Annotated in this window: 24 protein-coding genes and 1 pseudogene; 7 read left to right on the forward strand and 18 right to left on the reverse strand. The window is 61.6% G+C overall.

Going from position 1 to position 25,113, the window contains the following annotated elements; translation table 11 throughout:
* Positions 1-24 precede the first annotated feature (24 nt).
* Positions 25-846: a phosphatase PAP2 family protein gene (locus tag ACMYUN_RS10940; RefSeq protein ID WP_415763686.1), complete on the reverse strand. Its 822-nt coding sequence runs from the start codon at positions 844-846 to the stop codon at positions 25-27.
* A complete protein-coding gene (locus ACMYUN_RS10945) occupies positions 843-1,514 on the reverse strand; it encodes a histidine phosphatase family protein (protein ID WP_415763687.1) in 672 nt (223 codons plus the stop codon). The genes ACMYUN_RS10940 and ACMYUN_RS10945 overlap by 4 nt, the downstream gene beginning before the upstream one ends.
* Before the next feature lie 387 nt (positions 1,515-1,901).
* Here ACMYUN_RS10945 and ACMYUN_RS10950 point away from each other — a divergent pair.
* Positions 1,902-2,780: pseudogene (locus tag ACMYUN_RS10950) on the forward strand (methyl-accepting chemotaxis protein); the annotation flags it as partial.
* Between the two features lie 201 nt (positions 2,781-2,981).
* A complete protein-coding gene (locus ACMYUN_RS10955; protein ID WP_370593651.1) occupies positions 2,982-3,686 on the forward strand; it encodes a methyl-accepting chemotaxis protein in 705 nt (234 codons plus the stop codon).
* Between the two features lie 330 nt (positions 3,687-4,016).
* Here ACMYUN_RS10955 and ACMYUN_RS10960 read toward each other — a convergent pair whose 3' ends face one another.
* The 5 genes from ACMYUN_RS10960 to ACMYUN_RS10980 all read right to left on the reverse strand — a co-directional run bounded on the left by ACMYUN_RS10960 (position 4,017) and on the right by ACMYUN_RS10980 (position 9,641).
* A complete protein-coding gene (locus tag ACMYUN_RS10960) occupies positions 4,017-4,436 on the reverse strand; it encodes a type II toxin-antitoxin system VapC family toxin (protein ID WP_415763688.1) in 420 nt (139 codons plus the stop codon).
* A complete protein-coding gene (locus tag ACMYUN_RS10965) occupies positions 4,433-4,678 on the reverse strand; it encodes a FitA-like ribbon-helix-helix domain-containing protein (RefSeq protein ID WP_415763689.1) in 246 nt (81 codons plus the stop codon). The genes ACMYUN_RS10960 and ACMYUN_RS10965 overlap by 4 nt, the downstream gene beginning before the upstream one ends.
* Positions 4,679-4,897: 219 nt before the next feature.
* Positions 4,898-6,448 carry an FGGY-family carbohydrate kinase gene (locus tag ACMYUN_RS10970; RefSeq protein WP_415763690.1) on the reverse strand — a complete coding sequence of 517 codons (1,551 nt, stop codon included), beginning with the start codon at positions 6,446-6,448 and terminating at the stop codon, positions 4,898-4,900.
* Positions 6,445-8,040 (reverse strand): glycerol-3-phosphate dehydrogenase/oxidase, encoded by a 1,596-nt coding sequence (locus ACMYUN_RS10975; protein WP_415763691.1) that lies wholly within the window; start codon positions 8,038-8,040, stop codon positions 6,445-6,447. Before ACMYUN_RS10975 ends, ACMYUN_RS10970 begins: the two co-directional genes overlap by 4 nt.
* A complete protein-coding gene (locus ACMYUN_RS10980; RefSeq protein ID WP_415763692.1) occupies positions 8,037-9,641 on the reverse strand; it encodes an FAD-binding oxidoreductase in 1,605 nt (534 codons plus the stop codon). Before ACMYUN_RS10980 ends, ACMYUN_RS10975 begins: the two co-directional genes overlap by 4 nt.
* A 188-nt stretch (positions 9,642-9,829) precedes the next feature.
* Here ACMYUN_RS10980 and ACMYUN_RS10985 point away from each other — a divergent pair, with 188 nt between their 5' ends.
* Entirely contained in the window at positions 9,830-10,846 is a 1,017-nt protein-coding gene (locus ACMYUN_RS10985) for an AraC family transcriptional regulator (protein WP_415763693.1), read from the forward strand.
* A 501-nt stretch (positions 10,847-11,347) separates the two neighbouring features.
* Positions 11,348-11,713, forward strand: coding sequence for a DUF6124 family protein (locus ACMYUN_RS10990; protein ID WP_041477886.1), 366 nt, complete (start codon positions 11,348-11,350; stop codon positions 11,711-11,713).
* Positions 11,714-11,784: 71 nt separating this feature from the next.
* Here the strand turns inward: ACMYUN_RS10990 and ACMYUN_RS10995 are convergent, their stop codons facing one another.
* From ACMYUN_RS10995 to ACMYUN_RS11030, 8 genes are all read right to left on the reverse strand, one after another.
* Positions 11,785-12,153 carry a glyoxalase superfamily protein gene (locus ACMYUN_RS10995; RefSeq protein ID WP_039759638.1) on the reverse strand — a complete coding sequence of 123 codons (369 nt, stop codon included), beginning with the start codon at positions 12,151-12,153 and terminating at the stop codon, positions 11,785-11,787.
* 118 nt (positions 12,154-12,271) lie between these two features.
* Positions 12,272-13,729, reverse strand: coding sequence for an N-acyl-D-amino-acid deacylase family protein (locus ACMYUN_RS11000; protein ID WP_415763694.1), 1,458 nt, complete (start codon positions 13,727-13,729; stop codon positions 12,272-12,274).
* A gap of 1 nt (position 13,730) precedes the next feature.
* Positions 13,731-14,591: a MurR/RpiR family transcriptional regulator gene (locus ACMYUN_RS11005; protein WP_042608818.1), complete on the reverse strand. Its 861-nt coding sequence runs from the start codon at positions 14,589-14,591 to the stop codon at positions 13,731-13,733.
* A 16-nt stretch (positions 14,592-14,607) separates the two neighbouring features.
* On the reverse strand, positions 14,608-15,957 hold the full coding sequence (locus ACMYUN_RS11010) for a GntP family permease (RefSeq protein WP_415763695.1): 1,350 nt from the start codon (positions 15,955-15,957) through the stop codon (positions 14,608-14,610).
* A gap of 69 nt (positions 15,958-16,026) precedes the next feature.
* Positions 16,027-16,479: a hypothetical protein gene (locus ACMYUN_RS11015; protein WP_415763696.1), complete on the reverse strand. Its 453-nt coding sequence runs from the start codon at positions 16,477-16,479 to the stop codon at positions 16,027-16,029.
* Positions 16,480-16,961: 482 nt separating this feature from the next.
* Entirely contained in the window at positions 16,962-17,855 is an 894-nt protein-coding gene (locus ACMYUN_RS11020) for an NAD-dependent epimerase/dehydratase family protein (RefSeq protein ID WP_415763697.1), read from the reverse strand.
* Between the two features lie 103 nt (positions 17,856-17,958).
* The gene (locus ACMYUN_RS11025; protein WP_415763698.1) at positions 17,959-18,870 is read right to left on the reverse strand and encodes a LysR substrate-binding domain-containing protein; all 912 of its coding nucleotides are present in this window, start codon (positions 18,868-18,870) and stop codon (positions 17,959-17,961) included.
* 107 nt (positions 18,871-18,977) lie between these two features.
* The gene (locus tag ACMYUN_RS11030; protein ID WP_415763699.1) at positions 18,978-19,568 is read right to left on the reverse strand and encodes an NAD(P)H-dependent oxidoreductase; all 591 of its coding nucleotides are present in this window, start codon (positions 19,566-19,568) and stop codon (positions 18,978-18,980) included.
* 182 nt (positions 19,569-19,750) lie between these two features.
* Between ACMYUN_RS11030 and ACMYUN_RS11035 the strand changes: the two genes are divergently transcribed.
* Complete coding sequence (locus tag ACMYUN_RS11035) at positions 19,751-20,065, forward strand: putative quinol monooxygenase (protein ID WP_042608813.1); 315 nt, start codon at positions 19,751-19,753, stop codon at positions 20,063-20,065.
* Here the strand turns inward: ACMYUN_RS11035 and ACMYUN_RS11040 are convergent.
* A complete protein-coding gene (locus ACMYUN_RS11040; protein WP_415763700.1) occupies positions 20,055-20,819 on the reverse strand; it encodes a sulfite exporter TauE/SafE family protein in 765 nt (254 codons plus the stop codon). The two genes, ACMYUN_RS11035 and ACMYUN_RS11040, sit on opposite strands and share 11 nt — an antisense overlap.
* Positions 20,820-21,034: 215 nt before the next feature.
* Between ACMYUN_RS11040 and ACMYUN_RS11045 the strand changes: the two genes are divergently transcribed.
* Entirely contained in the window at positions 21,035-21,973 is a 939-nt protein-coding gene (locus ACMYUN_RS11045) for a LysR family transcriptional regulator (RefSeq protein WP_415763701.1), read from the forward strand.
* Positions 21,974-22,014: 41 nt separating this feature from the next.
* Positions 22,015-22,365, forward strand: coding sequence for a cupin domain-containing protein (locus ACMYUN_RS11050; protein ID WP_016770579.1), 351 nt, complete (start codon positions 22,015-22,017; stop codon positions 22,363-22,365).
* A gap of 201 nt (positions 22,366-22,566) precedes the next feature.
* Here the strand turns inward: ACMYUN_RS11050 and mmsB are convergent, their stop codons facing one another.
* Together mmsB and ACMYUN_RS11060 are read right to left on the reverse strand one after the other, a co-directional pair.
* Positions 22,567-23,454 carry a 3-hydroxyisobutyrate dehydrogenase gene (mmsB, locus tag ACMYUN_RS11055; protein WP_016770578.1) on the reverse strand — a complete coding sequence of 296 codons (888 nt, stop codon included), beginning with the start codon at positions 23,452-23,454 and terminating at the stop codon, positions 22,567-22,569.
* A gap of 10 nt (positions 23,455-23,464) precedes the next feature.
* Positions 23,465-24,991, reverse strand: a complete 1,527-nt coding sequence (locus ACMYUN_RS11060; RefSeq protein ID WP_415763702.1) for a CoA-acylating methylmalonate-semialdehyde dehydrogenase — start codon at positions 24,989-24,991, stop codon at positions 23,465-23,467.
* Between the last annotated feature and the right edge of the window lie 122 nt (positions 24,992-25,113).

The following is a 25,113-nucleotide window of genomic DNA, read 5'->3' on the forward strand; positions in this document are numbered from 1 at the left end:
CAATCCATGTTTTTCTGAACGCGTTCAGAGCAAGACTTCAGGCTGTGCGGTGAAAGCTTCCTGCGTGCTTTTGGCCCGCACCGGTAAATCCAAGCGTGCCCGTCCGTAGAAGGCCAATGCCGTCAGTAAACAGGTCAGCCAGACGAAGATGCCGGCCCAAAACGTGTGGGACATGTAGTGCCAGCCCTGCAGGACGCGAGTGGTGCCGTAGACCAGGCCCAGCAGCAGCGAGCCCCACAAGATCGCACTGGAAAAACGCCACTGATGCCGCCGCGCGACGAAATACAGCGCCAGCATGGTGAAGCCGCCCGACGCATGGCCGCCCGGCCAGCAACGGCCACTCCCGGCCTCATGAAACAGTTGGAAATTGCTGTACCACTCGATGTGGGGCATTTTCCCGCCGTACATCGTGGTTTCGATCGGGCAGTAGACGCTGGTGTGGGATTTGAGGAAGTGGATCACGCCTGTGCAGAGCGCAAATGCGACCACGACGAAGAAAAAATCCCTACGGTGATCTGCGGCAAATCGCAGCACTGGTGCGACTCTGCTGCGCTGCAGAAAGGCACCGAGTCGTGGACGTTTGTGCGGATTGACCACTGGCCAGATCAGCGACAGGAGTGCGCCGATCAGGGCGATCTCCGCCGTCCAGTTCGGGATGATCCGCGCCCATTTGTGGGTGAGTTTTTCGAAGAAATGGATTTTGTCGATCGGGAAGGTCTGGCTCAGCGGGTCGAACAGCAGATTGCTGAAGGCAATGTCGATGTTGCTCATGTCGAACATCAGGAACACCACGGCCGCACAAACCAGCGCAATGCCGAGGTTGTAAGCGTAGAAACGGGTTTTCATCGGGTAGTCACCGTGCGCCAGTCGGAAGCTTCAATGAAGCCGAGCATCTTCGGTGCAGACGGGCTGGCCGCTGATATGAACAAGGACGCGCCGTACCCCATGTTCGAGGCCGGCACTTTCAGGTCTTTTTCGATCTGCGCCATGCACTCGCTGTGGGTCACCAGAACCAGGTTACGCCCGGGAACCTTGTGCGCCAGGGCATCCTGCAACATGCGGCCTCTGCAGTTGATCAACCAATCATCGCCCCTGGCCGCATGGTTGAACATATAGCCGGCCGTCTGCACGGTGCGCATTGACGGGCTGTTATAGATATCAGCGTCGGCCAGGCCCAGTTGTTCGAAACGAGCACCGACTGCCACTGCGACACTGCGCGAGCGGTCGGTGATGCCGTCACTGCCGCTCAGGCACGCCGCTTTGGAGTGATCGCAACGTTCGACGTGGCGCACCAGCACGATCATCTCGCCCTTGGCCCACCCCGTCGCTAAAGCTTGCGCACCCGCCAGATTACCGTGGGCCAGATCCGGCACGGCGTTCGGCGCCAGCAACCACAGGGTCAGCGGGACCACCAAAATCGATGCCGCCAGCACCACCCACGCATCGCGAAAACGCGCCAGAGCGCTCAGATCGATCGAGCGTTTGACGCCGAACAGACTCAGTCTCAATTCCACAAAAACCGCCTCGCCACTCTGCATCACAGGTCATTCGATGCGGCGAAAGTACAGAGGCGTACGTGGGCAGCCAGTGAAACCCATGTGAAAAAGTCCTTGGGATTCTTGCTCCGGGGACTGTCAGACAAAAATCCTTTCAGCTCTCGGGTTTGCGGCCGATACAGACCTGCTAACACCCCTGCTGGCTCAAAAGAACAACAATCTTCCAGCCTAACTGACGACCAAGAAACCCAACGTTTCTGGAGGATTTGCATGAATAGCTGGTTCGGTAACATCAGCGTGAACATGAAACTCGGCCTGGGCTTCGGCCTGGTGCTGGCCCTGACCTGCATTCTGGCGCTGACCGGCTGGACCAGCCTCGGCGGCCTGATCGACCGCAGCAACTGGATGAGCGACATCACCCAGCTCAACGCCGGCTTGACCAAATTGCGCGTGGTGCGCCTGCAATACATGCTGACCAACGGCGACGAAACCGCCGCGCAGAATGTGCAGACCACCCTCGAAAGTTTCGCCGCTCAGCAGCAGGCGCTGATCAGCAAATTCAAGAGTCCGGAGAACGTCAAACTGCTCAAGCAGCAGGCCGCGACCATCGCTGAATACCAGACCTCGCTGAACAAAATGCGCAACGCCTATCGCACCGGCAACAGCGCCCGCGACACCATGAGCGTCAACGCCCAGACCGCCTACAACCTGATCGAATCGATCAGCCAGCGCGTGCAGCAGATGGAGTTGAGCGATCAGCGTTTCGAGCAGTTCCAGGCGGTCACTGCGGCCAAGGAAGCCTTCATCCTCGCGCGCTATGAAGTGCGTGGTTACACCGCGACCAGCAATGCCGAGACCGAGCAGAAAGCCGTCGGCCAGATCGACGCGGCCATCGCCAGTCTCAAGCCACTGAACGCGCAATTTGCCGCGACTCAGCAGGACGCCTTGCGCCAATTGGAAACCGCGCTGACCAGCTATCGCAGCGCGTTGATGGCGTACAAAAACGCCAACGCCGACGCCGTGCAGGCGCGTAAGGAAATGACTGATCAGGGCAACACCATCGTCGCCCTGAGCGAGCAGCTGTACCAGATCCAGCTTGATCGCCGTGATGCTGAAAGCGCCCAGGCGCGCACCTTCCAGTTGATCAGCACGTTGCTGGCGCTGCTGGTTGGCGTGATTGCTGCGGTGATCATCACCCGTCAGATCACCCGGCCGTTGCAGGAAACCCTGGCCGTGGTCGAGCGCATCGCCAGCGGCGACCTGACTCAGAATGTCACCGTCACCCGCCGCGACGAACTCGGCGTGTTGCAGCAAGGCATTGCGCGCATGGGCGTGACCCTGCGTGATTTGATCAGTGGCATCCGCGATGGCGTCACCCAGATTGCCAGCGCCGCTGAAGAACTCTCCGCCGTGACCGAGCAGACCAGCGCTGGCGTGAACAGCCAGAAAGTCGAGACCGATCAGGTCGCCACGGCCATGCACGAAATGACTGCCACCGTGCAGGAAGTTGCGCGCAATGCTGAGGAAGCGTCGCAAGCCGCTGCCGCTGCGGATGGTGAGGCCCGTGAAGGCGACAAGGTGGTGAATGAGGCCATCGCACAGATCGAGCGTCTGGCCAGCGAAGTGGTGCGTTCGACCGAAGCGATGAGCGTGCTGCAACAGGAAAGCGACAAGATTGGTAGCGTCATGGACGTGATCAAGGCTGTTGCCGAACAGACCAATCTCCTCGCGCTCAACGCCGCGATTGAAGCGGCACGTGCTGGTGAAGCCGGGCGTGGTTTTGCCGTGGTTGCGGATGAGGTGCGCGGTTTGGCCCAGCGTACGCAGAAATCCACCGAGGAAATTGAAGGTCTGGTGGCCGGTCTGCAGAACGGCACCCAGCAGGTTTCGGCAGTGATGAACAACAGCCGCGCGCTGACCGACAGCAGCGTCGCCCTGACGCGCAAGGCCGGCGCCTCGCTGGAAAACATCACCCGCACGGTGTCGAACATCCAGTCGATGAACCAGCAGATCGCCGCCGCTGCCGAACAGCAAAGCGCCGTGGCCGAAGAAATCAGCCGCAGCATCATCAACGTCCGCGACGTGTCCGAGCAGACCGCAGCGGCGAGTGATGAGACGGCAGCGTCGAGTGTTGAGCTCGCGCGGTTGGGTGGTCAGTTGCAGCAGATGGTCAGCCACTTCCGCGTTTGATTTTGGTTTTGCGCTGAGGCTGACACCAAATCGCGGGCAAGCCCGCTCCCACAGGTTTTCGTGATCGAGCACTGTTGATGTGTTCACCTCGCTCCCACATTTGGTTTTGTGTGACTCACCGGATTTTGAGCTCACCGAAAATCCCTGTGGGAGCGGGCTTGCCCGCGATGGCGGTGGGTCAGTCAAACCAACGTCGCCTGACACTCCGCCTTCGCGAGCAAGCTCGCTCCCACATTGGATTTGTGTGGCTCGCTGGATTTTGATCCCGTCGCATAATCCCTGTGGGAGCGGGCTTGCCCGCGAATGCGGTTTAAATGACAGAGCAGGTTTTCAGACCTGCCACGGATTGATCACTTCAATCCCGGAAAACTCGAAATCCCGGACATTGCGCGTAGCAATCGCGGCTCCGTGGCCTCGGCAGATGGCCGCGATTTGGGCATCGGCCATTGCAATCCCCCGCCCTTTCGCCTCTGCATCGGCTACCAGCGTCGCGTACTCGACGGCTGCGTGGGCATCAAACGGCAAAATCCGCCCGGCAAAATCCTCTTCAAACATTGCCAAAGCGTGGGCCTGGAGTTTTTGTTTGCGCTTGCCGGAAGGTAATCGAGCGATGCCGTGCAGTATCTCCGCCACGGTGATTGCGCTGATGGCCAGGTCCATGGCCGGTTGCGCATCCACCCAAGCCAACACTCGAGCCTCGGGTTCGATGCGCATGAATTCGGATAGAACGTTGGTATCGAGCACTATCATTCAGAAAAATCCACCCCGAGCGGTTTTTCTGCACGCGCAGGCAGATCGAGCTCGGTTCCGCCCTCGGCACTGAAACGCTGGTGGATTCGACTGCCCAGCCCTCCGGCACGATCAACCGTGGTGAGCGCTCGGCCCAGAATCAGCCGAGCCTCTTCTTCCATGGAATGTCCGTTGTGTGCAGCGGTAATGCGCAACTGCTCCTTGAGCTTCTCGTCAAGGTTTCGAATGGTGATGCTGGCCATGTCGCCCTCCTGCAATCAATGAAATCATCGATTGCAGGCTAGCATATTCAGGTTTGAATGGAGTCAGGCCCGCCGAGTGGCATCGTCGGTAGCGGCACACTGCAATACCCCCGTGGGAGCGAGCCTGCTCGCGAAAGCGGTGGATCAGACAAATCAACAGTGCCTGACACTCCGCATTCGCGAGCAGGCTCGCTCCCACAGGGGTCCAGGGTGTCGGCACTATTCGGGATACCCGGTGATTTTGCGGATGCTTTGATACAGCGGTTTGAGCTGCCGGTACATCCGCAAATACACCTCTCTGTACAACTGTTCATAAACCTTCTGTGCATCAGGCTGCGGTGTGAAAACCGCTCCAACCCGAGTCATCGCCGCAATGGCCGATGGAAAATCCCTGTGCATTCCCAACCCCACCGCACAGCAAATCGCAGCACCCAACCCGGACGCTTCATACACATGCGGGCGTTCTGCCGGCAGGCCGAAGATGTTGGCGGTCAGTTGCATGGCGGCGTCACTTTGTGAGCCGCCGCCGGCGACGCGCAGGCGCTGGATCGAGACCGTTGAACGTCGCTCAATGTTCTCCATGCCCTGGCGCAGCGCGTAGGCCAGGCCTTCGAGAATCGCCCGGTAGATGTGCGCGCGGGTGTGTACGTCGCCGAAGCCGATCATCGCGCCTTTGGCTTCCACGCCCGGTTCGCGGATGCCCGGTGACCAGTAAGGTTGCAGCATCAAACCCATCGAGCCCGGCGGCACCGCGTCGACCAGTGCGTCGAACAGTTGCTCCGGTTCGATGCCCTGTTCTTTTGCCTGTTGCATCTCGCGCAGGCCGAATTCGTTCTTGAACCAGCTGACCATCCAGTAGCCGCGATAGATCATCACTTCGCAGTTGTACTGATCAGGCACGGCCGAGGGATACGGCGGGATCAGCGGGACAATTTCCAGATAGCGCGAGCGGGTGCTGGTGATGGTCGCGGTGGTGCCGTAGGACAGGCACACGGTGCTCGCATCGACCACGCCGGAACCGATCACTTCACAGGCCTTGTCCGCGCCAGCGGCAATCAGCGGCAGGCCTTCGGGAATACCTGTGTGACGGGCAGCTTCGGCCGTGATGTAGCCGAGGGTTTCGCCGGGTTTGTGCAGGCTTGGCAACTGCTCGGGGCGCACCGCCAGTGCCTGCCATTTCCAGTCGCGCGGCGCCGCCCATTTCAGGCGTTTGAAGTCGAAGGGCAGATAGCCGACGCAGCAGCCGACCGAATCGACGAAGCGCCCGCACAGGCGATGAGTAAGAAAGCCCGAGAGCAGCAGAAACTTGTCGGTCGCCGCCCACACTTCGGGTTGATGCCGGGCGATCCAGTTGGCCTCGGCCTGGGCGCGGAAATAATCCACCGTTGCCTTGGCGCCGACCAGTTTGAACAGCCAGCCCCACGGCCCTTTGATGCCGCCCTCGACCTCGGTCTGGCGTTGATCGAGCCAGACAATTGCCGGGCGCAACGGTTTGCCCTCGGCGTCGACATTGATCACCGTACCGCGCTGGGTAGTCAGCGACACCCCGGCAATCTGCGCACGATCGATGCCGGTCTGCTGCCAGAGTTGCTGGCAGGCCTCGCCGAGTTTCGCCCAGTAATATTCCGGGTCCTGCTCGGCCCAACCGGGTTGCGTCGAGTAGTACGCCTGCAGATCGACTTTGCCTTTGCCGAGTAGATTGCCCTGCTGATCGAAGAGCAATGCGCGCACGCTCTGAGTGCCGTTGTCGATTGCTAACAGGTATTTCATGGCGTGATCTCCGGCAAGCCGTGTTCGCGCAGCCACAACGACCGATAACGCTGAGTTTCCGCATGCCAGCGCTCATCGTCCCAGGCCAATCGCGGCTGGCAGAGCGTGCGAATCGCAGGCAGATAGTCCTCGCCACCGCGCGGCAGCAACAGGCCCAAACGGGTGCGGCGCAGGAGCAAATCATCCAGGTGCAGAATCATTTCCGCCTCGCAGGCGAACGCCAGTTCTGCCCACAACGTATCGCTGGCGCCAACCGTTTCCGGACCGAGTTCGCCGAGCAATTGCGCCAGCCTCGGCAAGTCTCGACCGTGACGTCCGGCCAAGCGTCGCCATTGACTGCCGCTCAGTCCCGCAATCGTCAGCGGCGGCACAGCGGCGAACACCGGCGCGCCGTCATCGACAAAAGAACGCCCGAGCATCGCCGCACAGGCCTTGAGCACTTCGATCGCTTGCGGGCGAAATGTGGTCAGTTTGCCGCCGGCCAACGTCACGCAACCCGGCTCCTGCCACAACACATGCTCGCGGGTCTCGTTGGACGGTTTGCCCTGCTGCGCACCCGTCGCGCTGCCGACCACCGGGCGCACGCCTGACCAAGTTGAAAGCACATCGTCGGCACCAATTTCGGCGCCGGGAAATTGCTGCTGGCAAGCGGCGAGCAGATAGTCGAGCTCTTCGCTGGAAATGCGTGCGCTGTGGTCGAGGTCTTCGCGGTGATCGAGGTCCGTGGTGCCGACCACCGTCGCGCCTTCCCACGGAAACACAAACACGGGGCGCTGATCGCGCTGATGCAGAAAAGTGAACGCCTGCGCCACCGGCAAACGCCAGCCCGGCAGCAACAGATGACTGCCGCGCAACGGGCGCAATTGCTTCGCAGCGTCAGCGGGACGGAGGCGCTCAGCCCATGCACCCGTGGCCACGGCCAGCACAGAGGAGCGCAATTGCAGCGTCGCGCCGCCCTCGCCATCTTCGATCTGAACCCCGCTCACCCGCCCGCCTTCACGCAGCAGTTGCGTGACGCGCACACCGCTGACAATCACCGCACCATCGGCCCGGGCCTCGCGCAGTACGCGCATCACCAGTCGCGCGTCATCGGTCAGCGCATCGACAAAACAGCTGCCGCCGAGCAGGCCGTTTTCCTTCACTCCTGGGGCGAGAAAACGCAGTTGCTGGGCGTCATGAAAACCATGGTTGCGCCGCCCCGCCAGCGCGTCGTACACCGAGAGCAAGCCGCCCATGACGCGCGGCCCGGGAAAGCCGCCGCGATAGTGCGGCATCATGAAACTCATCGGCTCGACCAGCCCCGGCGCTTCGTCGAGCAGCCGCTGACGCTCGCGCACCGAATCGCGGGTCAGGCGCCACTGGCCCTTGGCGATGTAACGCAAACCGCCGTGGACCATTTTCGATGATCGGCTGGAGGTGCCCCAGGCAAAATCGCGCTGCTCCAGCAGCAGACAGCGCCAGCCCCGGCGCGCCGCTTCGCGGACAATCCCGGCGCCGCTGATGCCGCCGCCGATGACGATCAGGTCCCAGGCTTCATCCGCCAGCGTCGGCAGAATCTGCTCGCGCCACTGCGCATTCCATTGCGCCGTCATGGCCGCGACTCTGGCAATAACGTGCCCGGGTTGAGACGCCCTTCCGGGTCGAAATGTTCGCTCAGCGCCTGCAACGTCTGCATCGCCAGCGGGCCTTTTTCGCGCAGCAGATACGGCGCGTGATCCTTGCCGACGCCATGCTGATGGCTGATGGTGCCGTGGTTGTCGACGATGGTCTGGCTGGCCGCGTGTTTGAGCACCCGCCAGCGCGCCAGCGTCGCGGCATAGTCCGCTGCCGGGCGAAACACGTAGGTGGTGTAAATGCTCGAGCCCTCGCCGTAAACGTGCGAGAGATGAGTGAACACATGCACACGTTCGCCCTCGGCGGCCAAGGCGTCACGCAGGCTGTTTTCGATCAGGCTGAGCAAGTGGTCGACGTTGCTCCAGTCGGTGGCGGTTTCGAGGGTGTCGACCACGTAACCGGCGTTCCACAGGTTCTCGCGCAGGTAGGGAAAACGGAAGCGGTTCTGCGCCCACTTCTTGCCCAGCAGCGTGCCGGTGAATACGCCGCCGAAGGCTTTCAGATGCTGGCGCGCCTGTTTCAGTGACAGTGCGTTTTGCTGGCGATTGCCGGTGACGCCGAAGGTCAGCAGGCATTTGCCGTCGCCGGCGCCGCGCAGCTTGAGGTACTTTTCCAGCCAGGCGATCTGCTGCGGATGACCGGCCAGCGCCAGTTGCGTTTCGGTTTCCACCGCGTTCGACAGACGCAGCATCGACAGCGGTACGCGCGCCTGCGCCAGTTGCCGGATCGCTTGCAGCGCCTGCGGCCAGTCGGGCAGGAACACACCGTAGAAACGTTCGTCCGCCGGCAACGCACTGACCCGCACTTTGACTTCGGAAATGATCCCGAAACGGCCCTCGCAACCGAGCACCATTTCACGCAGATCGGGACCTGCCGCCGACGCCGGAAACGTCGGAATCTGCAGAGGCCCGGCGAACGTTTCCAGGGTGCCGCCCGCGAACAATTGCTCGATCCGCCCGTAGCGCAACGACTGCTGGCCGCTGGAACGACTGGCCACCCAACCGCCGAGCGTCGACAGCTCCCACGATTGCGGAAAATGCCCCAGCGTGTAGCCGCGCGCGCGCAACTGGCTTTCGACTTGCGGCCCGCTGGCGCCGGGGCCGAACGTCGCCAGCAGGCTCTGTTCGTCGAGGTCGGTCAGGCGATTCATCCGCGCCAGCGACACCGTCAGCACCGGGCGCGCGGAGTTCGGCGGATTGATGTGCCCGGCCACCGAGGTGCCGCCGCCGTAGGGAATCAGGCACAGATCCTGATTATGGGCGAGCGCCAGCAATTGGCGGATCTGCTCGGCGGTTTCGGGAAACGCCACGGCATCGGGATACGTGCCCAGCGCGCCTTCGCGCAACGCCAACCAATCCGGCAGGCTCTGGCCGCGCGCGTGCAGCAGGCGATCGTGAGTATCGACGCTGTACAAGCGATGCGGCACCAGGCGCGAAGTCGGCACTTGCGCCAACGCCGCCGCCAAGGTCGCATCGGGCAATGCCCGGCCAGCGCCCAAGCGTTCGTGGAGAAATGTCGCGCCCTGGGCCGGCAGTTCGACCACCGTGCCTGCCTCTCCCCAGCCGTTCCAGCGTCGCATGCGTGTGTCCTTTTTCTGCCGTTGGATCAAGCTTGCATACTAGTCAGCGCTGGAGATCTGTCACGGTCGCATCCGGCCAGATCCTGTAGCGAATGGCGCCAAACGTCCGGGCATTTACTTTCGCCGGGCAATCCTCTTACCTTGCGGCATTCATTCGCTCACGCGCCGTCGATCAAAGGACCGCGACCATGCCATCGCTCGGCTTCACTTCCGTTCCGCCGCTGCTCAAATACCTGCGTCATGCCGAACAGTTGGGCATGGCCATCGAGCCTGCGTTGGCGGCGGCCGGGTTGCAGGCGCAGCAGTTGAGCGACAACACCTTGCGCCTGCCGGGTGAGGTTCACGAGCGCTTGCTGGATTATTTCTGCGAGCACTCCGGCGATGGGTTGTTCGGCCTGCATGCGGCGAATTTCGTCCTGCCCAATTCGTGGAGCGTGCTTGGTTACATCACCATGAATTGCGCGACGTTGGGCGATGCGATGAGCCGGATCATGCCGTTCGAAAAACTCGTCGGCGACATGGGCGTCAGCCGCGCCGAGGTGCAGGGCGAGCACGTGCATCTGATCTGGAGCTGCCGCTACCAGCGGCCACGGATTCGTCGGCATCTGGTGGAGAACGTGCTCGGTTCGTGGCTGCACTACGCGCGCTGGATCGCCGACACGCAGCTGCCGCCGGCCTGCGTATGGCTGGAGCATGGGCGGCCGGATGAGGTCACGCAGGCCGAGTACGAGGCGTTTTTCGGTTGCCCGGTGCGGTTCGATCAGGCGTATTCGGCGCTGGTCGTGCCGGTGGCGTATTTGCAGTTGCCGCTGCGCCAGGCCGATGCGCAATTGCTGCGAACCCTGGAAGAACACGCGATGGGTTTGCTGGCGACGCTGGAGGATGTGTCGCTGGCGCAACAGGTGAAAAACATCCTGCGCGGATTGCTCAAGGAGGGCCTGCCGCGCAAGGAGCAAGTGGCCGAACAGCTCAGCGTCTCGGTGCGCACGTTGCAGCGGCAATTGCAGCACGTCGGGACGTCGTATCAGCAGATTCTTGATGAGCTGCGTAAGGAACTGGCGGAGCACTATTTGCTCAACAGCACGTTGCCGATTCAGGACATTGCGCAGTACCTGGGTTTCACCGAACCGCGCTCGTTTCATCGCACCTTCAAGAGCTGGCGCGGGATGCCGCCGGGGGAGTTTCGGTTGCGGAATCGGCGGTGATGCTGATGGCCCTATCGCTGGCAAGCCAGCTCCCACAGGTTCGGTGCAAGCCACAGATATAGTGATCAACTCGGACACTGTGGGAGCTGGCTTGCCAGCGATGGCGTCATCGGCAGCGCCGTAAATTTCCGCCAGATACATCGCGCAATAAACACGACGCCCTTCGACTGTTTAAAACCGCCCAGCATTCCGCGAAACCACCCACAATTCCTTGCGCCGCTGCCTACGCCTGCGCCAGAATCCGCCGGCTTGTGCGCCTTGGGGCCTGCCGGTAACTTGATTCGGTCACTGATTTCTCAGTGATCGAGCTTAGCGGCTCGGACAGCATTCCGGTTGTACAAGTCCAATCCGGTCAGGCTCACGCCTGCACTCGATGGTGGCTGTGTGCATGGCATCTTCGGATGCACCGGGTTGAATGCTTACCGGTCCGCTAACTTGCGCACAGCTGCCTCCCTTTGCTTAGCGGCGAAACGGATGCAGCTTCATAAGAGGCAAGCATTCATGTTCAAAGTAACCCCAAACCCGCCAACCACCGACCCGGCATCCCCCTACGAATCCGCCGACTCGAAGAAATTCCACGAAGCCGCCGACCGCGCCCTCGACCATTACCTCGGCCCGTCCAGCGCTGAATTCATGGCCCCGCCCTACAAGTCCAACACGCTGTACATGGCCAATCCCGAGGCCGACAACGAATCGCTGCTGGCCGACGCCTGCGAAACCCTGGGCTCGGCGACGGTGATGCTCAACGATCAGGCAGGGCTGGTGAACGGCTCGCAGCGCAAGACGTTGCAGGGCATCGCGCAGATTGTGATGGTGGCGGAGATGGCGGTGAATCGGGTGCTGGATCGGTTGGTGCCGACGGAATGAGGTGAGCGCCCGCAAGTGTTACTGATGCCTGCGGGCAATTCCAAGAGGTCAGGTCGCGCCAGGCGTTCAAGTCAAAGACTGATCGCATTGGTAAACACCAACCGATTGCCAAACGGATCGGCAATCGTCATGTCCTGACTGCCCCAAGGCATCGCCTGAATCTGCGGATGCGAGAACTGGTAATCCTTGGCCATCAGTTGCTGCTGAAACGCCTCCAGCTCATCGGTCTCGATACGCAGCGCCGAACCCGGGCAGGCATCGCCGTGATGCTCGGACAGATGCAGCACACACTCGCCCCGTGACACCTGCAGATACAGCGGAAAATTCGCTTCGAAGCGATGCTGCCAGTCGATCTTGAAACCGAGAAAATCGACGTAGAACTCGACAGCCTTGGCCTCATCGAAGATCCGCAGGATCGGGGTGGTTTTGCCGAAGCTCATGGGGTGCTCCCTGACTGATTGGCCCCACAGTGTAGACGGGGAGGATGTCAGCAAATCGGCTTGTGGATGGCTTTCTTTAATCGCAATGTGCCATCACTGTGACGCAAACCACGAATCCTTAACGAAAGTTGTCGCGCAGGTCGCCCTGTCGCGCAAGAAACCGCCCTGCCCTCGCCCCATTCGCCTGCCCGTCGCGATAACTCAACACGCCGTTGACCCAAACCCCGTCGATCCCCTGCGCCGCCCGCTGCGGATCGTTGAAATCGGCCACGTCACGCACGGTCGCCGGATCGAACAACACCAGATCCGCCCAATGTCCTTCACGAATCTCGCCGCGTTCCTGCAAGCCAAAACGCGCCGCCGACAGGCCGGTCATCTTGTGCACGGCGGTGTGCAGTGGAAACAGGCCGACGTCGCGACTGAAATGGCCGAGCACCCGTGGGAAAGCGCCCCACAGGCGTGGATGCGGAAACGGGTCTTCGGGCAGTCCGTCAGAGCCGACCATCGAAAGCGGATGGGCGAGGATTCTTCTGACATCGGCCTCGTCCATGCCGTAGTAGACCGCGCCCGCCGGTTGCAGACGTTTCGCGGTTTCTTCCAGCGACAGCTTCCATTCGCCAGCAATGTCGATCAGGTCGCGCCCGCTGACTTCCGGGTGCGGCGTGGACCAGGTGATGGTGATGCGGTGGGCGTCGGTGACTTGCTTCAAATCCAGCGTCGAAGAACTCGCCGCGTACGGGTAGCAATCGCAGCCGACCGGATGGGTTTTCGCTGCCTCTTCCAGCGCTGCGAGCAATTGCGGACTGCGTCCCCAGTTACCGACGCCGGCGCATTTGAGGTGGGAAATGATCACCGGCGATTGCGCGTGTCGGCCGATCTGAAATGCTTCGTCCATCGCCTCCAACACCGGGGCGAATTCGCTGCGCAGATGGGTGGTGTACACCGCGCCGAACGCCGTCAGTTCTTCGGTCAGTTGCATGACTTCATCGGTCGAGGCGTTGAAGGCGCTGGCGTAGGCCAGGCCTGTGGATAAGCCCAACGCGCCGGCCTCAAGGCTTTCGCGCAACTGCTCACGCATCGCGGTGATTTCTTCGGGCGTTGCGGTGCGGAACAAGTCGTCGAGGTGATTGCTGCGCAGCGCCGTGTGGCCAACCAGCGCGGCGACATTCAGCGTGGTATTGGCCGCTTCGACGGCGGCGCGGTAGTCGCTGAAACGCGGGTAGACGAACGCCGCTGCGCTGCCGAGCAGGTTCATCGGATCCGGCGGATTGCCCTTCAAAGTGACCGGCGAAGCGCTGATGCCGCAGTTGCCGACAATCACCGTGGTCACGCCCTGGCTGAGCTTGGGCAGCATCTCGGGCTGGCGGATGACCACGGTGTCGTCGTGGGTGTGCACGTCGATGAAACCCGGCGCCAGCACCCGGCCGGCGGCGTCGATTTCTTCGCTGGCGCGAGCATCGTGCAGGTCGCCGATGCGCTCGATGCGACCATTGAGAATCGCCACGTCTGCGCGGTAGCCCGGCGTGTTGCTGCCGTCGATGACCAGCGCGTTGCGGATCAGGATGTCGTACTGCATGTCAGTCTCCCAGCGGCAGGTGATCGTCGCCGCCACGGTATTCGTCGAGGGCGAGTTTGATTCGCCGCAGACGTTCTTGATTGTCTTCAGGGCTGGCCAGCGCCAGCTCGGTGGCGAGCACGTCAATGGCCAGCAGCATGCCGTAGCGCGCCGCCGTCGGTTTGTAGATGAACGAGGTTTCCGCGCCTTGCAGCGGCAGGACGACGTCGGCCAGTTCGGCCAGTGGTGAATCGCCGCGAGTGATGGCGAGAATGCGCGCGCCGTAGTTGCGCGCCAGCTCCACGGTTTCCAAAAGCTCCGGGGTGATGCCGGTCAGCGAGCAGACGATCAGCACTTGCTCGGCGTTCAGACTGGCGGCGGTGACGCGCATCATCACCGCGTCATGACACACCGCAATCGGGTAACCGAGGCGCACCAGGCGCACCTGCAATTCATCGCTGCACAGGGTCGAGCAACCGCCCATGCCGAACGCGTGAATCATCCGCGCCTGGCTGAGTAATTTCACTGCGTCGGCGAAGCGCGATTCGTCGAAACCAGCCAGATGCTGGCGCAGCGTGGTTTCGATGTCGCCGACGATCTGCCCGTAAAACGCCGACTGCTCGGGCGTGCCCGCCGGGTCGAGAAAACGGCTGCCAACGCCGCTGGCCTGGGCCAGTTGCAGGCGCAGATCACGCAGGTCACGGCAGCCGACCGTGCGGGCAAAGCGCGACAGCGTGGCGGTGCTGACCTCGGCCCGTTGTGCGAGGTCTTCGAGGCTGGCGCTGGCGGCAAACCCGACATCGTCGAGCATCAACCGCGCAATGCGGCCCTCGCCGGCGCTGAAGGAATCCTGGCGGGCGCGGATCTGGTAGAGGATGTCCATGGGCGGCGGGCTCCGGTTACAGCAGATAGGAAAGGCCGACGGTCAGCGCGAACGCGACCAGCGAGATCAGCGTCTCGAGCACGGTCCAGGTCTTGAACGTCTGCGCGACCGTCATGTTGAAGTATTCCTTGATCAACCAGAAGCCGCCGTCGTTGACGTGGGAAAAGATAACCGAGCCTGCGCCGGTCGCCAGCACTAAAAGCTCAGGGTGTGGATAACCCAGACCGATGGCCACCGGCGCGACAACGCCCGATGCGGTGGTCATCGCCACGGTTGCCGAACCGGTGGCGACACGCATCAGCGCGGCGAACAACCAGCCCATGATCAGCGGCGACAGGTGAAATTCATGGGCGAGGCCAACGATCTGATCGGTGACGCCGGCATCCACCAGAATCCGGTTCAAGCCGCCGCCCGCGCCGACCAGCAAGGTGATGCTGGCGGTGGGCGCGAGGCATTCGTTGGTGAACTTGAGGATCGATTCGCGGTTGAAACCCTGTGCGATGCCTAGCGTCCAGAAGCTCAGCAAGGTCGCCAGCAACAGCGCGATCACCGAGTTGCCGATGAACAGCAGGAATTGATTGAACGCGCTGCCGGGGGTGGAAATCAGGTTGGCCCAGCCGCCGATCAGCATCAGCACCACCGGCAGCAGAATGGTCGCCATCGTAATGCCGAAACCCGGCAGTTTGTCGCGCGGTTCGCGGTCGAGAAATTGCTTTTCCAGCGGGTTGTCCGCCGGCAATTGAATGCGCGGCACGATGAACTTGGCGTACAGCGGGCCGGCGATGATTGAGGTCGGAATGCCGATCGCGATCGCGTACAGCAAGGTCTGCCCGACCGAGGCCTGATAGGCCTGCACCGCGAGCATCGCCGCCGGGTGCGGCGGCACCAGCGCATGCACCACCGAAAGGCCGGCCACCATTGGCAGCCCGACCATCAGAATCGACACGCCAACGCGGCGGGCCACGGTGAAAGCGATGGGCACCAGCAAGACGAAACCGACTTCAAAGAACAGCGGCAAGCCGACCAGAAACGCGATGCAGACCATCGCCCAATGCGCGTTCTTCTCACCGAACCTTTCGATCAGCGTGCGCGCCATCTGCTCGGCCCCACCGGACTCGGCCATCATCTTCCCGAGCATCGTCCCCAACGCCACCACCAGCGCAATATGCCCCAGCGTCTTGCCGACGCCAGCCTCATACGCACCGACCACCGCCGACGGCGGCATCCCGGCCACCAGCGCCAGGCCCAGGGAAATCAGGGTGATGACAATGAACGGATTGAGCCGGTAACGGGCGATCAACACGATCAGCGCGATGATGGCCACGGCGGCATAGACCAGCAGCCAATAGCCGAAGGAAGGCGTCATGCGGTACTCCTCGAAAGGGTCACGTTCGAATGGGTTGTGAAACTCATAAATCATTTCGAGAAAGAGATTTCAAACCACATGAAAGTAATTTTCGTGGAGAGACAAGACGTGTCGCTGGTGGGTATGGCGTGTCGTGATTAATGAAAATCGGAGGGCGGGATTTTCATGGCTTTCCAGATCACCACATAACCCTGTGGGAGCGAGCCGGCTCGCGAAGACGGCTTCACATTCAACATCTTCATTGCCTGGGCCACCGCTTTCGCGAGCAAGCCCGCTCCCACATTTTGATCGCATTTCCTTCAGGCAGACCGCGGTCATCTGTGGGAGCGAGCTTGCTCGCGAAGGCGGCGTCACATCCAACATCTTCATTGCCTGACCCGCCGCCTTCGCGAGCAAGCCCGCTCCCACATTTTGATCGCATTCCTTCAGGCAGACCGCGGTCATCTGTGGGAGCGAGCTTGCTCGCGAAGCCGGCTTCACATTCAACATCTTCATTGCCTGACCCGCCGCTTTCGCGAGCAAGCCCGCTCCCACATTTTGATCGCATTTCCTTCAGGCAGACCGCGTTCAACCTGTGGGAGTGAGCCTGCTCGCGATTGCGGTGGGTCAAAACGAGATCATTTGACTGACACGACGCTTTCGCGAGCAAGCCCGCTCCCACATTTTGATCGCATTCCTTCAGGCAGACCGCGTTCAACCTGTAGGAGTGAGCCTGCTTGCGATTGCGGTGGGTCAAAACGAGATCATTTGACTGACACGACGCTATCGCGGGCAGGCTCACTCCTACAGTTTTTGATCACCTTCCTCCAGGCAGAATGCGGTCAACCGGTGGGAGCGGGCTTGCTCGCGAAGGCGTCATCACATCCGACATCTTCATTGGCTGACCCACCGCATTCGCGAGCAGGCTCGCTCCCACAGTTTGGACTGCATTCTTTCAGGCAGAACGCGGTCAACCTGTGGAAGCGAGCCTGCTCGCGAATGGCTTCACTCGGTGCGCGCTGGACTCACACCATTTCGTTACGAATCCATTCAACCACCGACGTGCGTTTCGGTGCCCAGCCCAGCAGCTCGCGGGCGTGTTTGCCGCGTACTCGGCTGTTGGAGCCGAGGCCGTAGTTGGCCATTTCATAGCCCCATTCCGCTTCGGCGTCTTGCAGTGGCCAGTCTTGCGGCTTGCCCAGGTTGAGGGCTTCGGCCATGGCGGTGGTCATGTCGATGAACGAGGCTTCTCCGCTTTCCACGAAGTAGAAAGTGCCCGGCACGTTCTTGGTCAGCGCCAACAGATACAGGGCGACGACGTCTTCGATGTGCACGTTGGACCAGATGTTCTGCCCTGTCCCGACGTGGCGCACCACGCCGCTCTTGCGCGCCTGTTTCAGCAGTCGCGGCAGTTGCACGCTGTCGCGGTTGACGCCCAGGCTGTGGCCGTAGATCAGGGTGTTGCAGATCACAGCCGAGTTCACGCCATCCTGCGCCGCCGCGAGCACGAGGTTGTCGATGGCCACGCGCGCCGCCTTATCGACGGTCGGTTCCGGCAGATTGTCTTCGTAATAGATGACATCGCTGGATTTGCCGCCGGAGGCATCGCCGACAATGCTCGAACCGCTGGTGTGCAGAAAGACTTTATCCGAGCCGCGCAAAGCATCGAGCAACGCTTCCACCGCACCGCGATGATCGCTGCTGGCAGCGTTGATCACCGCGTCGGCAGCACGCGCCTGTTGCGCCAGCAATTGGCTGTCATCGAGGGTGCCGATCACCGCATGCATGCCCAATGCTTTCAGCTCATCCGCCTGCTCCGCGCTGCGCACCAGACCCGTAACTGTGTGCCCGGCCTGCACCAGGCCGGTGGCGATGGAACCGCCGATAAAACCGGCAGCGCCGGTAACGAATACGTTCATGGAGTAACTCCCTGCGTGAATAAGTGATGCAGCGAGTATCGGCCGATGAACTCAGGCGAAAAACCCGCTCTCGGCCAATTCACTCTTGCTTAGGGATCACGAATCAGCCCTTGAATTCGGCGCTTGCGTAGGCGGCGAGTTTGCTCTGGATAAAGTCGAGGAAGCACTGGATGCGCAACGCCAGTTGCGAGTTGCGGTAGTACACGGCGTTGATCGGCTGGCGGTAGCCGCTGTTGAATTCGCCGAGCAGGACTTTCAGGCGTCCGGCGCGAATATCGTCGATGGTCATGAAGTGCGACAGACAAGCGATGCCCTGCCCTTCCAGCACCAAATGGCGAACGGTCTCGCCGCTGGAGGCGCTGATCGCCGGGTTAATCGGCCAGCGGTCGCCGTGCACATAGCGCAGCGGCCATTGGTTGAGGCCTTCGTTGTGGGTGAAGCCGAGCAGCGTGTGTTCACTCAGGTCTGCGACCTGCCGGGGCGCACCGTGTTTTTTCAGGTACGAAGGGCTGGCGACGATCAATAACGGACTGCAACCGAGCGAACGCGCGTGCAGCGTCGAATCGGCGAGGGTGCCGATGCGGATGGCGACGTCGGTGCTTTGTTCCAGCAGGTCAATGATCAGGTCATTGCTGTTGAGTTCGAGCTGAATGTCCGGATACAGCTGCCGGAATTCGTCGATGTAGGGGACGATGGCGTGGAGCATGAACGGCGAGGCGGCGTTGATGCGCAGGCGTCCGGAGGGAGTTTGCTGGCGCGAAGACAGGCGTTCTTCGAGTTGCTCCATCTGATCGAGAATCAGCTTGGCCTGTTCGAAGAAATACTTGCCCTCCTCGGTCAGGTCCATGCGCCGCGTGGTGCGGTTGATCAGCGTGGTGTCGAGCTTGGCTTCGAGCTTCGATAACGTGCGACTGACGGCCGACGGCGTCTGCCCCAACTGCTCGGCGGCGGCGGATATCGAACCGCATTCGATTACGCAGACGAAAATCTGCAACTCATCGGATCTGGCTTTCACGGGTGTCCTCGCTGGAATCGCCGATCGCAGCCTGTCGCCATGCCCACTGTAGGAGCTGCCGAAGGCTGCGATCTTTTGCTGTTACCCGGATAGTAGCCCGAAACCCATCAGGCCTTGAGGCCAAACACCTCAGTCAGATGCTGCTCATAACGCGCCACATCGTTCTCGATGTTCGGACGCTTCATCACGTCGACGCAGAGGAAGGTCGGCAACGCGGTCATGCCCAGAAACTCGTTGGCCTTGTGGAACGGGAAGTACACCGCGTCCACGCCTTTGGCTTCGAAGAAATCCGTCGGGTCATCGAAGGCTTGCTGCGGCGCGTTCCAGGTCAGCGACAGCATGTATTGCTTGCCCTGAAGCAGACCGCCACTGCCGTACTTCTGCGAAGCATCGGAACGGGTGCGACCGTCGCTGGCGTAGAGGCTGCCGTGGCCTTCGGTGAAGACTTCGTCGATGTACTTTTTCACCGTCCACGGCGCGCCCATCCACCAGCCCGGCATCTGATAAATGATCACGTCGGCCCAGAGGAATTTCGCCACTTCTTCGGCAACGTCGTAGCCCTCGTCGATAAACGTGGTCTTGACGTCGACGCCGCCGCGATCGAGCACGCTCAGCGCGGTCTCGTGCAGGGTGGTGTTGTAGCGACCATCGGAGTGGGCGAATTTTTTACCGCCATTGAGCAGCAGGACTTTTTTCATCGAAAAACCTCGGCGCAGCCTTTGAGGCTGGATTGAAACAGGAATTGGAATGGCGGCAGATTAACCATCGATCTCGCGCGGAAACAGCCACGTCGGCGCAAAATACATTTGATCAAAACGCACGAATCGACACGCAATTGTTGCCGTAGCATTTGGCGCTTTCTGCATTCGAGGACGTTGTGATGAGTGAACGCCAGGGTTTCATCCTGCACGCCAAGACCCGCCCGGAAAAAGCCGCCGAGTTCGAAGCGCTGTTCCGCGCCTATGTCGAGCCGAGCCGCGCCGAACCGGGTTGCATCGAGTACCACATGCTGCGCGACAAGGAAGATCCGACGCTGTTTATCTTCTACGAAATCTGGGCAAGCCAGGCGCATCTGGATGTGCACTCAGCGTTGCCGCACATGAAAGCGTTCTTCGCCAAACGGATGGAGTATCTGGAGCGCGATTTCGATATCCGCCCGATCGACATGCTCAGCGAATCCTCGGCTAGCCGCTGATCAGCAAATGGGCGCCGAGCGCGCCCAGTCCGATAAAGAACACGCGCTTGAACAGCACCGCACTGATGCGCTGACGCAGCCACTGACCGAGCCACATGCCGAGCATGGCCGGGATCAGCGCCAGCAGCGAGGCGCTCAATTCGCCACCGCCGAGTGCGCCGTGCCAGAGCAGCCCGAGCGCCAGCGCCAGGGTCGAAACCGTGAAGGACAGACCGAGGGCCTGCACCAGTTCATCGCGACTCAGCCCCAGTGCTTGCAGGTACGGCACCGCCGGAATCACGAAGACGCCGGTGGCAGAGGTGATGACGCCGGTGATCAGACCACACAGCGGGCCGAGCCAGCGCTCATGACGCGGGTTGACGTGCAAAGTCGGCAGAAACAGTCCGCTCAATGCATACAGCAACAGCGCCGCGCCAAGTCCACGCACCACCCAATGTCCGCCGGACAGGCCGATCCACAGGGTGCCGATGCCGGTGCCAAGGAAGATCATCAGCAGCACGGGCCAGAGGCGTTTGAGCAAGCTTTTCAGATGGCCGCCGAAGCTCAGCTGCCAGAGGTTGGTAAGGGTCGCCGGAATAATCAACAACGCGGCAGCCTGCGACGGCGCCATAGCCAGACCGAGCAGGCCCATGGCGACAGTGGGCAGGCCGAGACCGATCACGCCTTTGACCGTGCCGGCGAGCATGAAGGTAGCGATGACCAGTAAAGACAGGGCCAGGCCGAGGGTTTGGTAGAAGTCGATTAGCGTGTGCATTGTGATAATGTGCACTGATCCGGGCTGGGGGGAAATCTGCCATATACTGAGGCAGCCTCTTGCTTTGCAAGAGGCTTATATAGGCGTTGAGGCGTTTGGCCTCTTCGCGAGCAGGCTCGCTCCCACACGGGGTCTGCGCTGTACATGCGTCCTTGTGGGAGCGAGCCTGCTCGCGAAAGGGCCAGCCCAGCCACCTCAAACCAGAGGCAAACCCCATGCACTTCGACCTCACCGACCTGCGCCTCTACCTGCACGTCCTCGACACCGGCAACATCACCGCCGGCGCCGCGCGCAGCCATTTGTCCCTCGCCGCCGCCAGCGCTCGAATCCGCGCAATGGAAGCCTCACTCGGCGCTGAATTCCTCGAGCGCGGCCGCCGTGGCGTTACCCCGACTCCGGCCGGCAAAGCCCTCGCCCGCCATGCGCGGATCCTTTTGCAACAGGCCGAACGCATGCAGCAGGATCTGGCCGATTACGCGCATGGCGTCAAAGGCCAGGTGCGGCTGTTGTGCAACACCACGGCGATCACCGAGTACCTGCCGGAACTGCTCGCGGACTTCCTGCGCAGCCATCCCAATCTCGACATCGATCTACAGGAACTGCCCAGCGCGCGGATCACCCATGCCTTGCGCGAAGGCGCAGCGGATCTGGGGATTGTGTCCGACGCGGTCGACACCAACGGCCTACAGACTCAGGCGTTTCGCGACGATCCGCTGGTGCTGATTCTGCCGCTCGATCACCCGTTGTCTGACGCCGCCGAGGTCAGTTTCAGCGACGCGCTGCAGCACGACTTTGTCGGACTCGGCGCCGACAGCGCACTGGCGATTTATCTGGAAGAACAGGCGCTGCACAGCGGCGCGCGAATGCAGGTGCGCATTCGCGCCGATGGCTTTGATGGCGCGATGCGCATGGTCGCCCATGGCGCCGGACTGGCCATCGTGCCCTTGGCTGCTGTCCAACGCGCGACGCTGGAGCGGTTCAAGTGCGTGACTCTGAATGAGCCGTGGGCGCGCCGCAGGTTATTGCTCTGTGCGAGAGACTTCGGCGCGCTGCCGGGTTATGCCCAGGCACTGTTACAAGCGCTCAGCGCTGCGCGCGTTTCTGAGCACTCCGATGTCGACCCCAGACAACTGAGCGGCAACCGGGCGCTATAGGGTGCGACTTCATTTCTCAAGTCTACTTGCCCGGAGTCCTCATGACCGCGACCGCCCCTATCACCGTTTTGCGCGACACTCACCCGCTGCCGGTACTCGACGCCTGCAAGTGGGAAAAACTCGAAGGCGACCCGCACACCGTCAACCTCAATGCCTACACCAGCGAAGACGGCAGCAAGATCATGGGCACGTGGATCTGCACGCCGGGCAAGTGGCGGGTCGATTATGTGAAGTGGGAATACTGCCATTTCCAAGAAGGCTACTGCGTGATCACCCCGGACGGCATGGCGCCGATCCACCTGCGCGCCGGCGATATCTTCGTGGTTGAGCCAGGCATGAAGGGCACGTGGGAAGTTGTGGAGACCGTGCGCAAATATTTCGTCTTCGCCTGATGCAAAAAAGCCGGGAAATCACCCGACGTGATTTCCCGGCAAATGTCCCGGCGTTGCTAAAACCCGTGGCGAGGGGATTCATCCCCGCTCGACTGCGCAGCAGTCGCAAACCCTGAGCACTCGGTTTGCCTGACACAATCCAGGGGGCTGCTGCGCAACCCAACGGGGATAAATCCCCTCACCACAAAGGGCTGATCGCGATTACTGCGGCTTGCGATAGCTGTTGATGATCGCCGAGAAATCTTTCCCGCCATCACCGCGCTGGCTCATCGCCTGATACAACTGCTGCGCCACCGCGCCGAGCACCACCGGCTGGTGCGCCTGCCGCGCCGCTTCCGTCGCCAGCCCAAGATCCTTGAGCATCAATTCCGCACCGAAGCCACCGGTATAACCGCGCGAAGCCGGCGCCGTTTCGACGATGCCCGGCCACGGGTTGTACATTTCCGAACTCCAGCAACGCCCGGTCGAGCTGTTGATGATCCCGGCCAGCACGCCGGTGTCGATCCCCAGCGCATCGCCCAACGCCATCGCCTCACTGACACCGACCATCGAAATCGCCAGCAGCAGGTTGTTGCAGATCTTGGCGATCTGGCCGGTGCCGACTTCACCGCAATGCACGATGTTGCGGCCCATCTGCGCCAGCACCGGTTGCAGCGTGGCGAACAGCTCCGGCGTGGCGCCGACCATGAAGGTCAATGTGCCGGCCGTCGCACCGCCAGTGCCGCCGGAGACCGGCGCATCGGCCATGGCCACGCCGTGTTTGGCGGCGGCCGCTGCAACGTCGCGGGCGGTCTGCGGATCGATGGTGCTGCAATCCACCGCCGGCACGCCCTGGCGAATGCCGGCGAGCACGCCCTCTTCCCCCAGCCAGACACTGCGCACATGCACAGCGGCCGGGAGCATGGTGATCACCAGTTCGGCATCTTCCGCCGCCTCGCGCGCCGAAGCGCGGATGGTGCCACCCAGTTGCTCGAGTTCCGCCAGCACGGTTTTGTTCAGGTCGACCAGGTTCAACGAGTGGCCGGCCTTGATAAGGTTGCGCGCCATCGGCGCGCCCATGTTGCCCAGCCCGATAAATGCGATTTTCATGATCGAATCCTCAGCGCAGGTTGATGGTGGTGTTCACGCCGTCGTTGACGCTGTCGTCATCGAACCAGCGCGCCGTGACCGTTTTGGTCTGCGTGTAGAACTGCACCACTTGCTTGCCGTACGGGCCGAGGTCGCCGAGTTTCGAACCGCGTGAACCGGTGAAGCTGAAGAACGGCACCGGCACTGGAATCGGGATGTTGATGCCGACCTGACCGACGTCGATTTCAGTCTGGAATTTACGCGCCGCCGCACCGCTCTGGGTGAACAGGCCGGTGCCGTTACCGAACGGATTGGCGTTGACCAGCGCAATCGCCTGATCAAGCGTGTCGACTTCCAGCACCACCAGCACCGGGCCGAAGATTTCCTGGGTGTAGATCTGCATGTCGGTGGTCACGCCCGAGAACAGGGTCGGGCCGACAAAATTGCCTTGTTCATAACCCGGCACGCTGATGTCACGACCGTCCAGTTCAAGCTTGGCGCCTTCCTTGATGCCGCTTTCGATCAGTTCGAGAATCCGCGCTTTAGCCTTTTTCGAAATCACCGGACCGACATCGGTGCCCGGCTCGCTGCCGGCGTTGACCTTGAGCTTCTGCGCCAGCGCTTTCAGATCCGGCAGCCATTGTTTCGCCGCACCGACCAGCACCACTACCGAAGTGGCCATGCAGCGCTGCCCGGCGGCACCGAAACCGGCACCGACCAAGGCATTCAGCGCTTGCTCGCGATTGGCATCGGGCAGCACCACGGCATGGTTTTTCGCGCCCATCATCGACTGCACGCGTTTGCCATGCTTGCCGGCCAGGTCATACACGTGGGTGCCGACAGCGGTCGAGCCGACGAAAGACACGGCTTTGATGTCCTTGTGCGTGCACAGGCCGTCGACCACATCCTTGCCGCCGTGAACCACGTTGAGCACGCCCGCCGGAACGCCGGCCTCGATCGCCAGCTCCACCAGCAGCATGGTCGACAGCGGATCCTGCTCCGAGGGCTTGAGCACGAAGGTGTTGCCGCAGGCGATTGCCATCGGGAACATCCACAGCGGAATCATCGCCGGGAAGTTGAACGGCGTGATGCCGGCGCAGACGCCGATCGGCTGGCGCAGGGTGTAAGTGTCGACGCCGCCGGCGACGTTCTCGGCGAACTCGCCCATTTGCAGGGTGCCGATCGAGCACGCGTGCTCGACCACTTCCAGACCACGGAAAATATCGCCCTCGGCGTCGGCAATGGTCTTGCCCTGCTCGGCGCTGAGGACCACGGCGATGCGTTTGGAATGCTCACGAATCAGCGCTTGCAGCTTGAGCATGATGCGCATCCGCGCGCCGATCGGGGTCAGTTTCCAGGTCTGGAAAGCACGCTGGGCGGCGCTGACAGCGGCATCGACCTCAGCGGCGGTGGCGAACGGAACCTTGGCCAGCACTTGCTGGGTGGCCGGGTTGACGATGTCGTGCCACTCGGTGGTCTGCGATTCGATCCATTCGCCGTCGATCAGCAGCTTGACCTTTTGCAGGGTGGTGTCGTTGGGCGTAAGCGATGCGTTCATGCTGGTCTCCAGAACTTGTTTTTATCGTAGGAGCCAAGGCGAAAGGTTCGCCTTGAGATGAGGCGTGTGTCCAGAATGGTTGTCGGACTGTTTTTGGAGTATAGATGTGCAAACTTCTAATA

This window comes from Pseudomonas sp. CP4, assembly GCF_047758505.1.
GTDB lineage: Bacteria > Pseudomonadota > Gammaproteobacteria > Pseudomonadales > Pseudomonadaceae > Aquipseudomonas > Aquipseudomonas fluorescens_AO.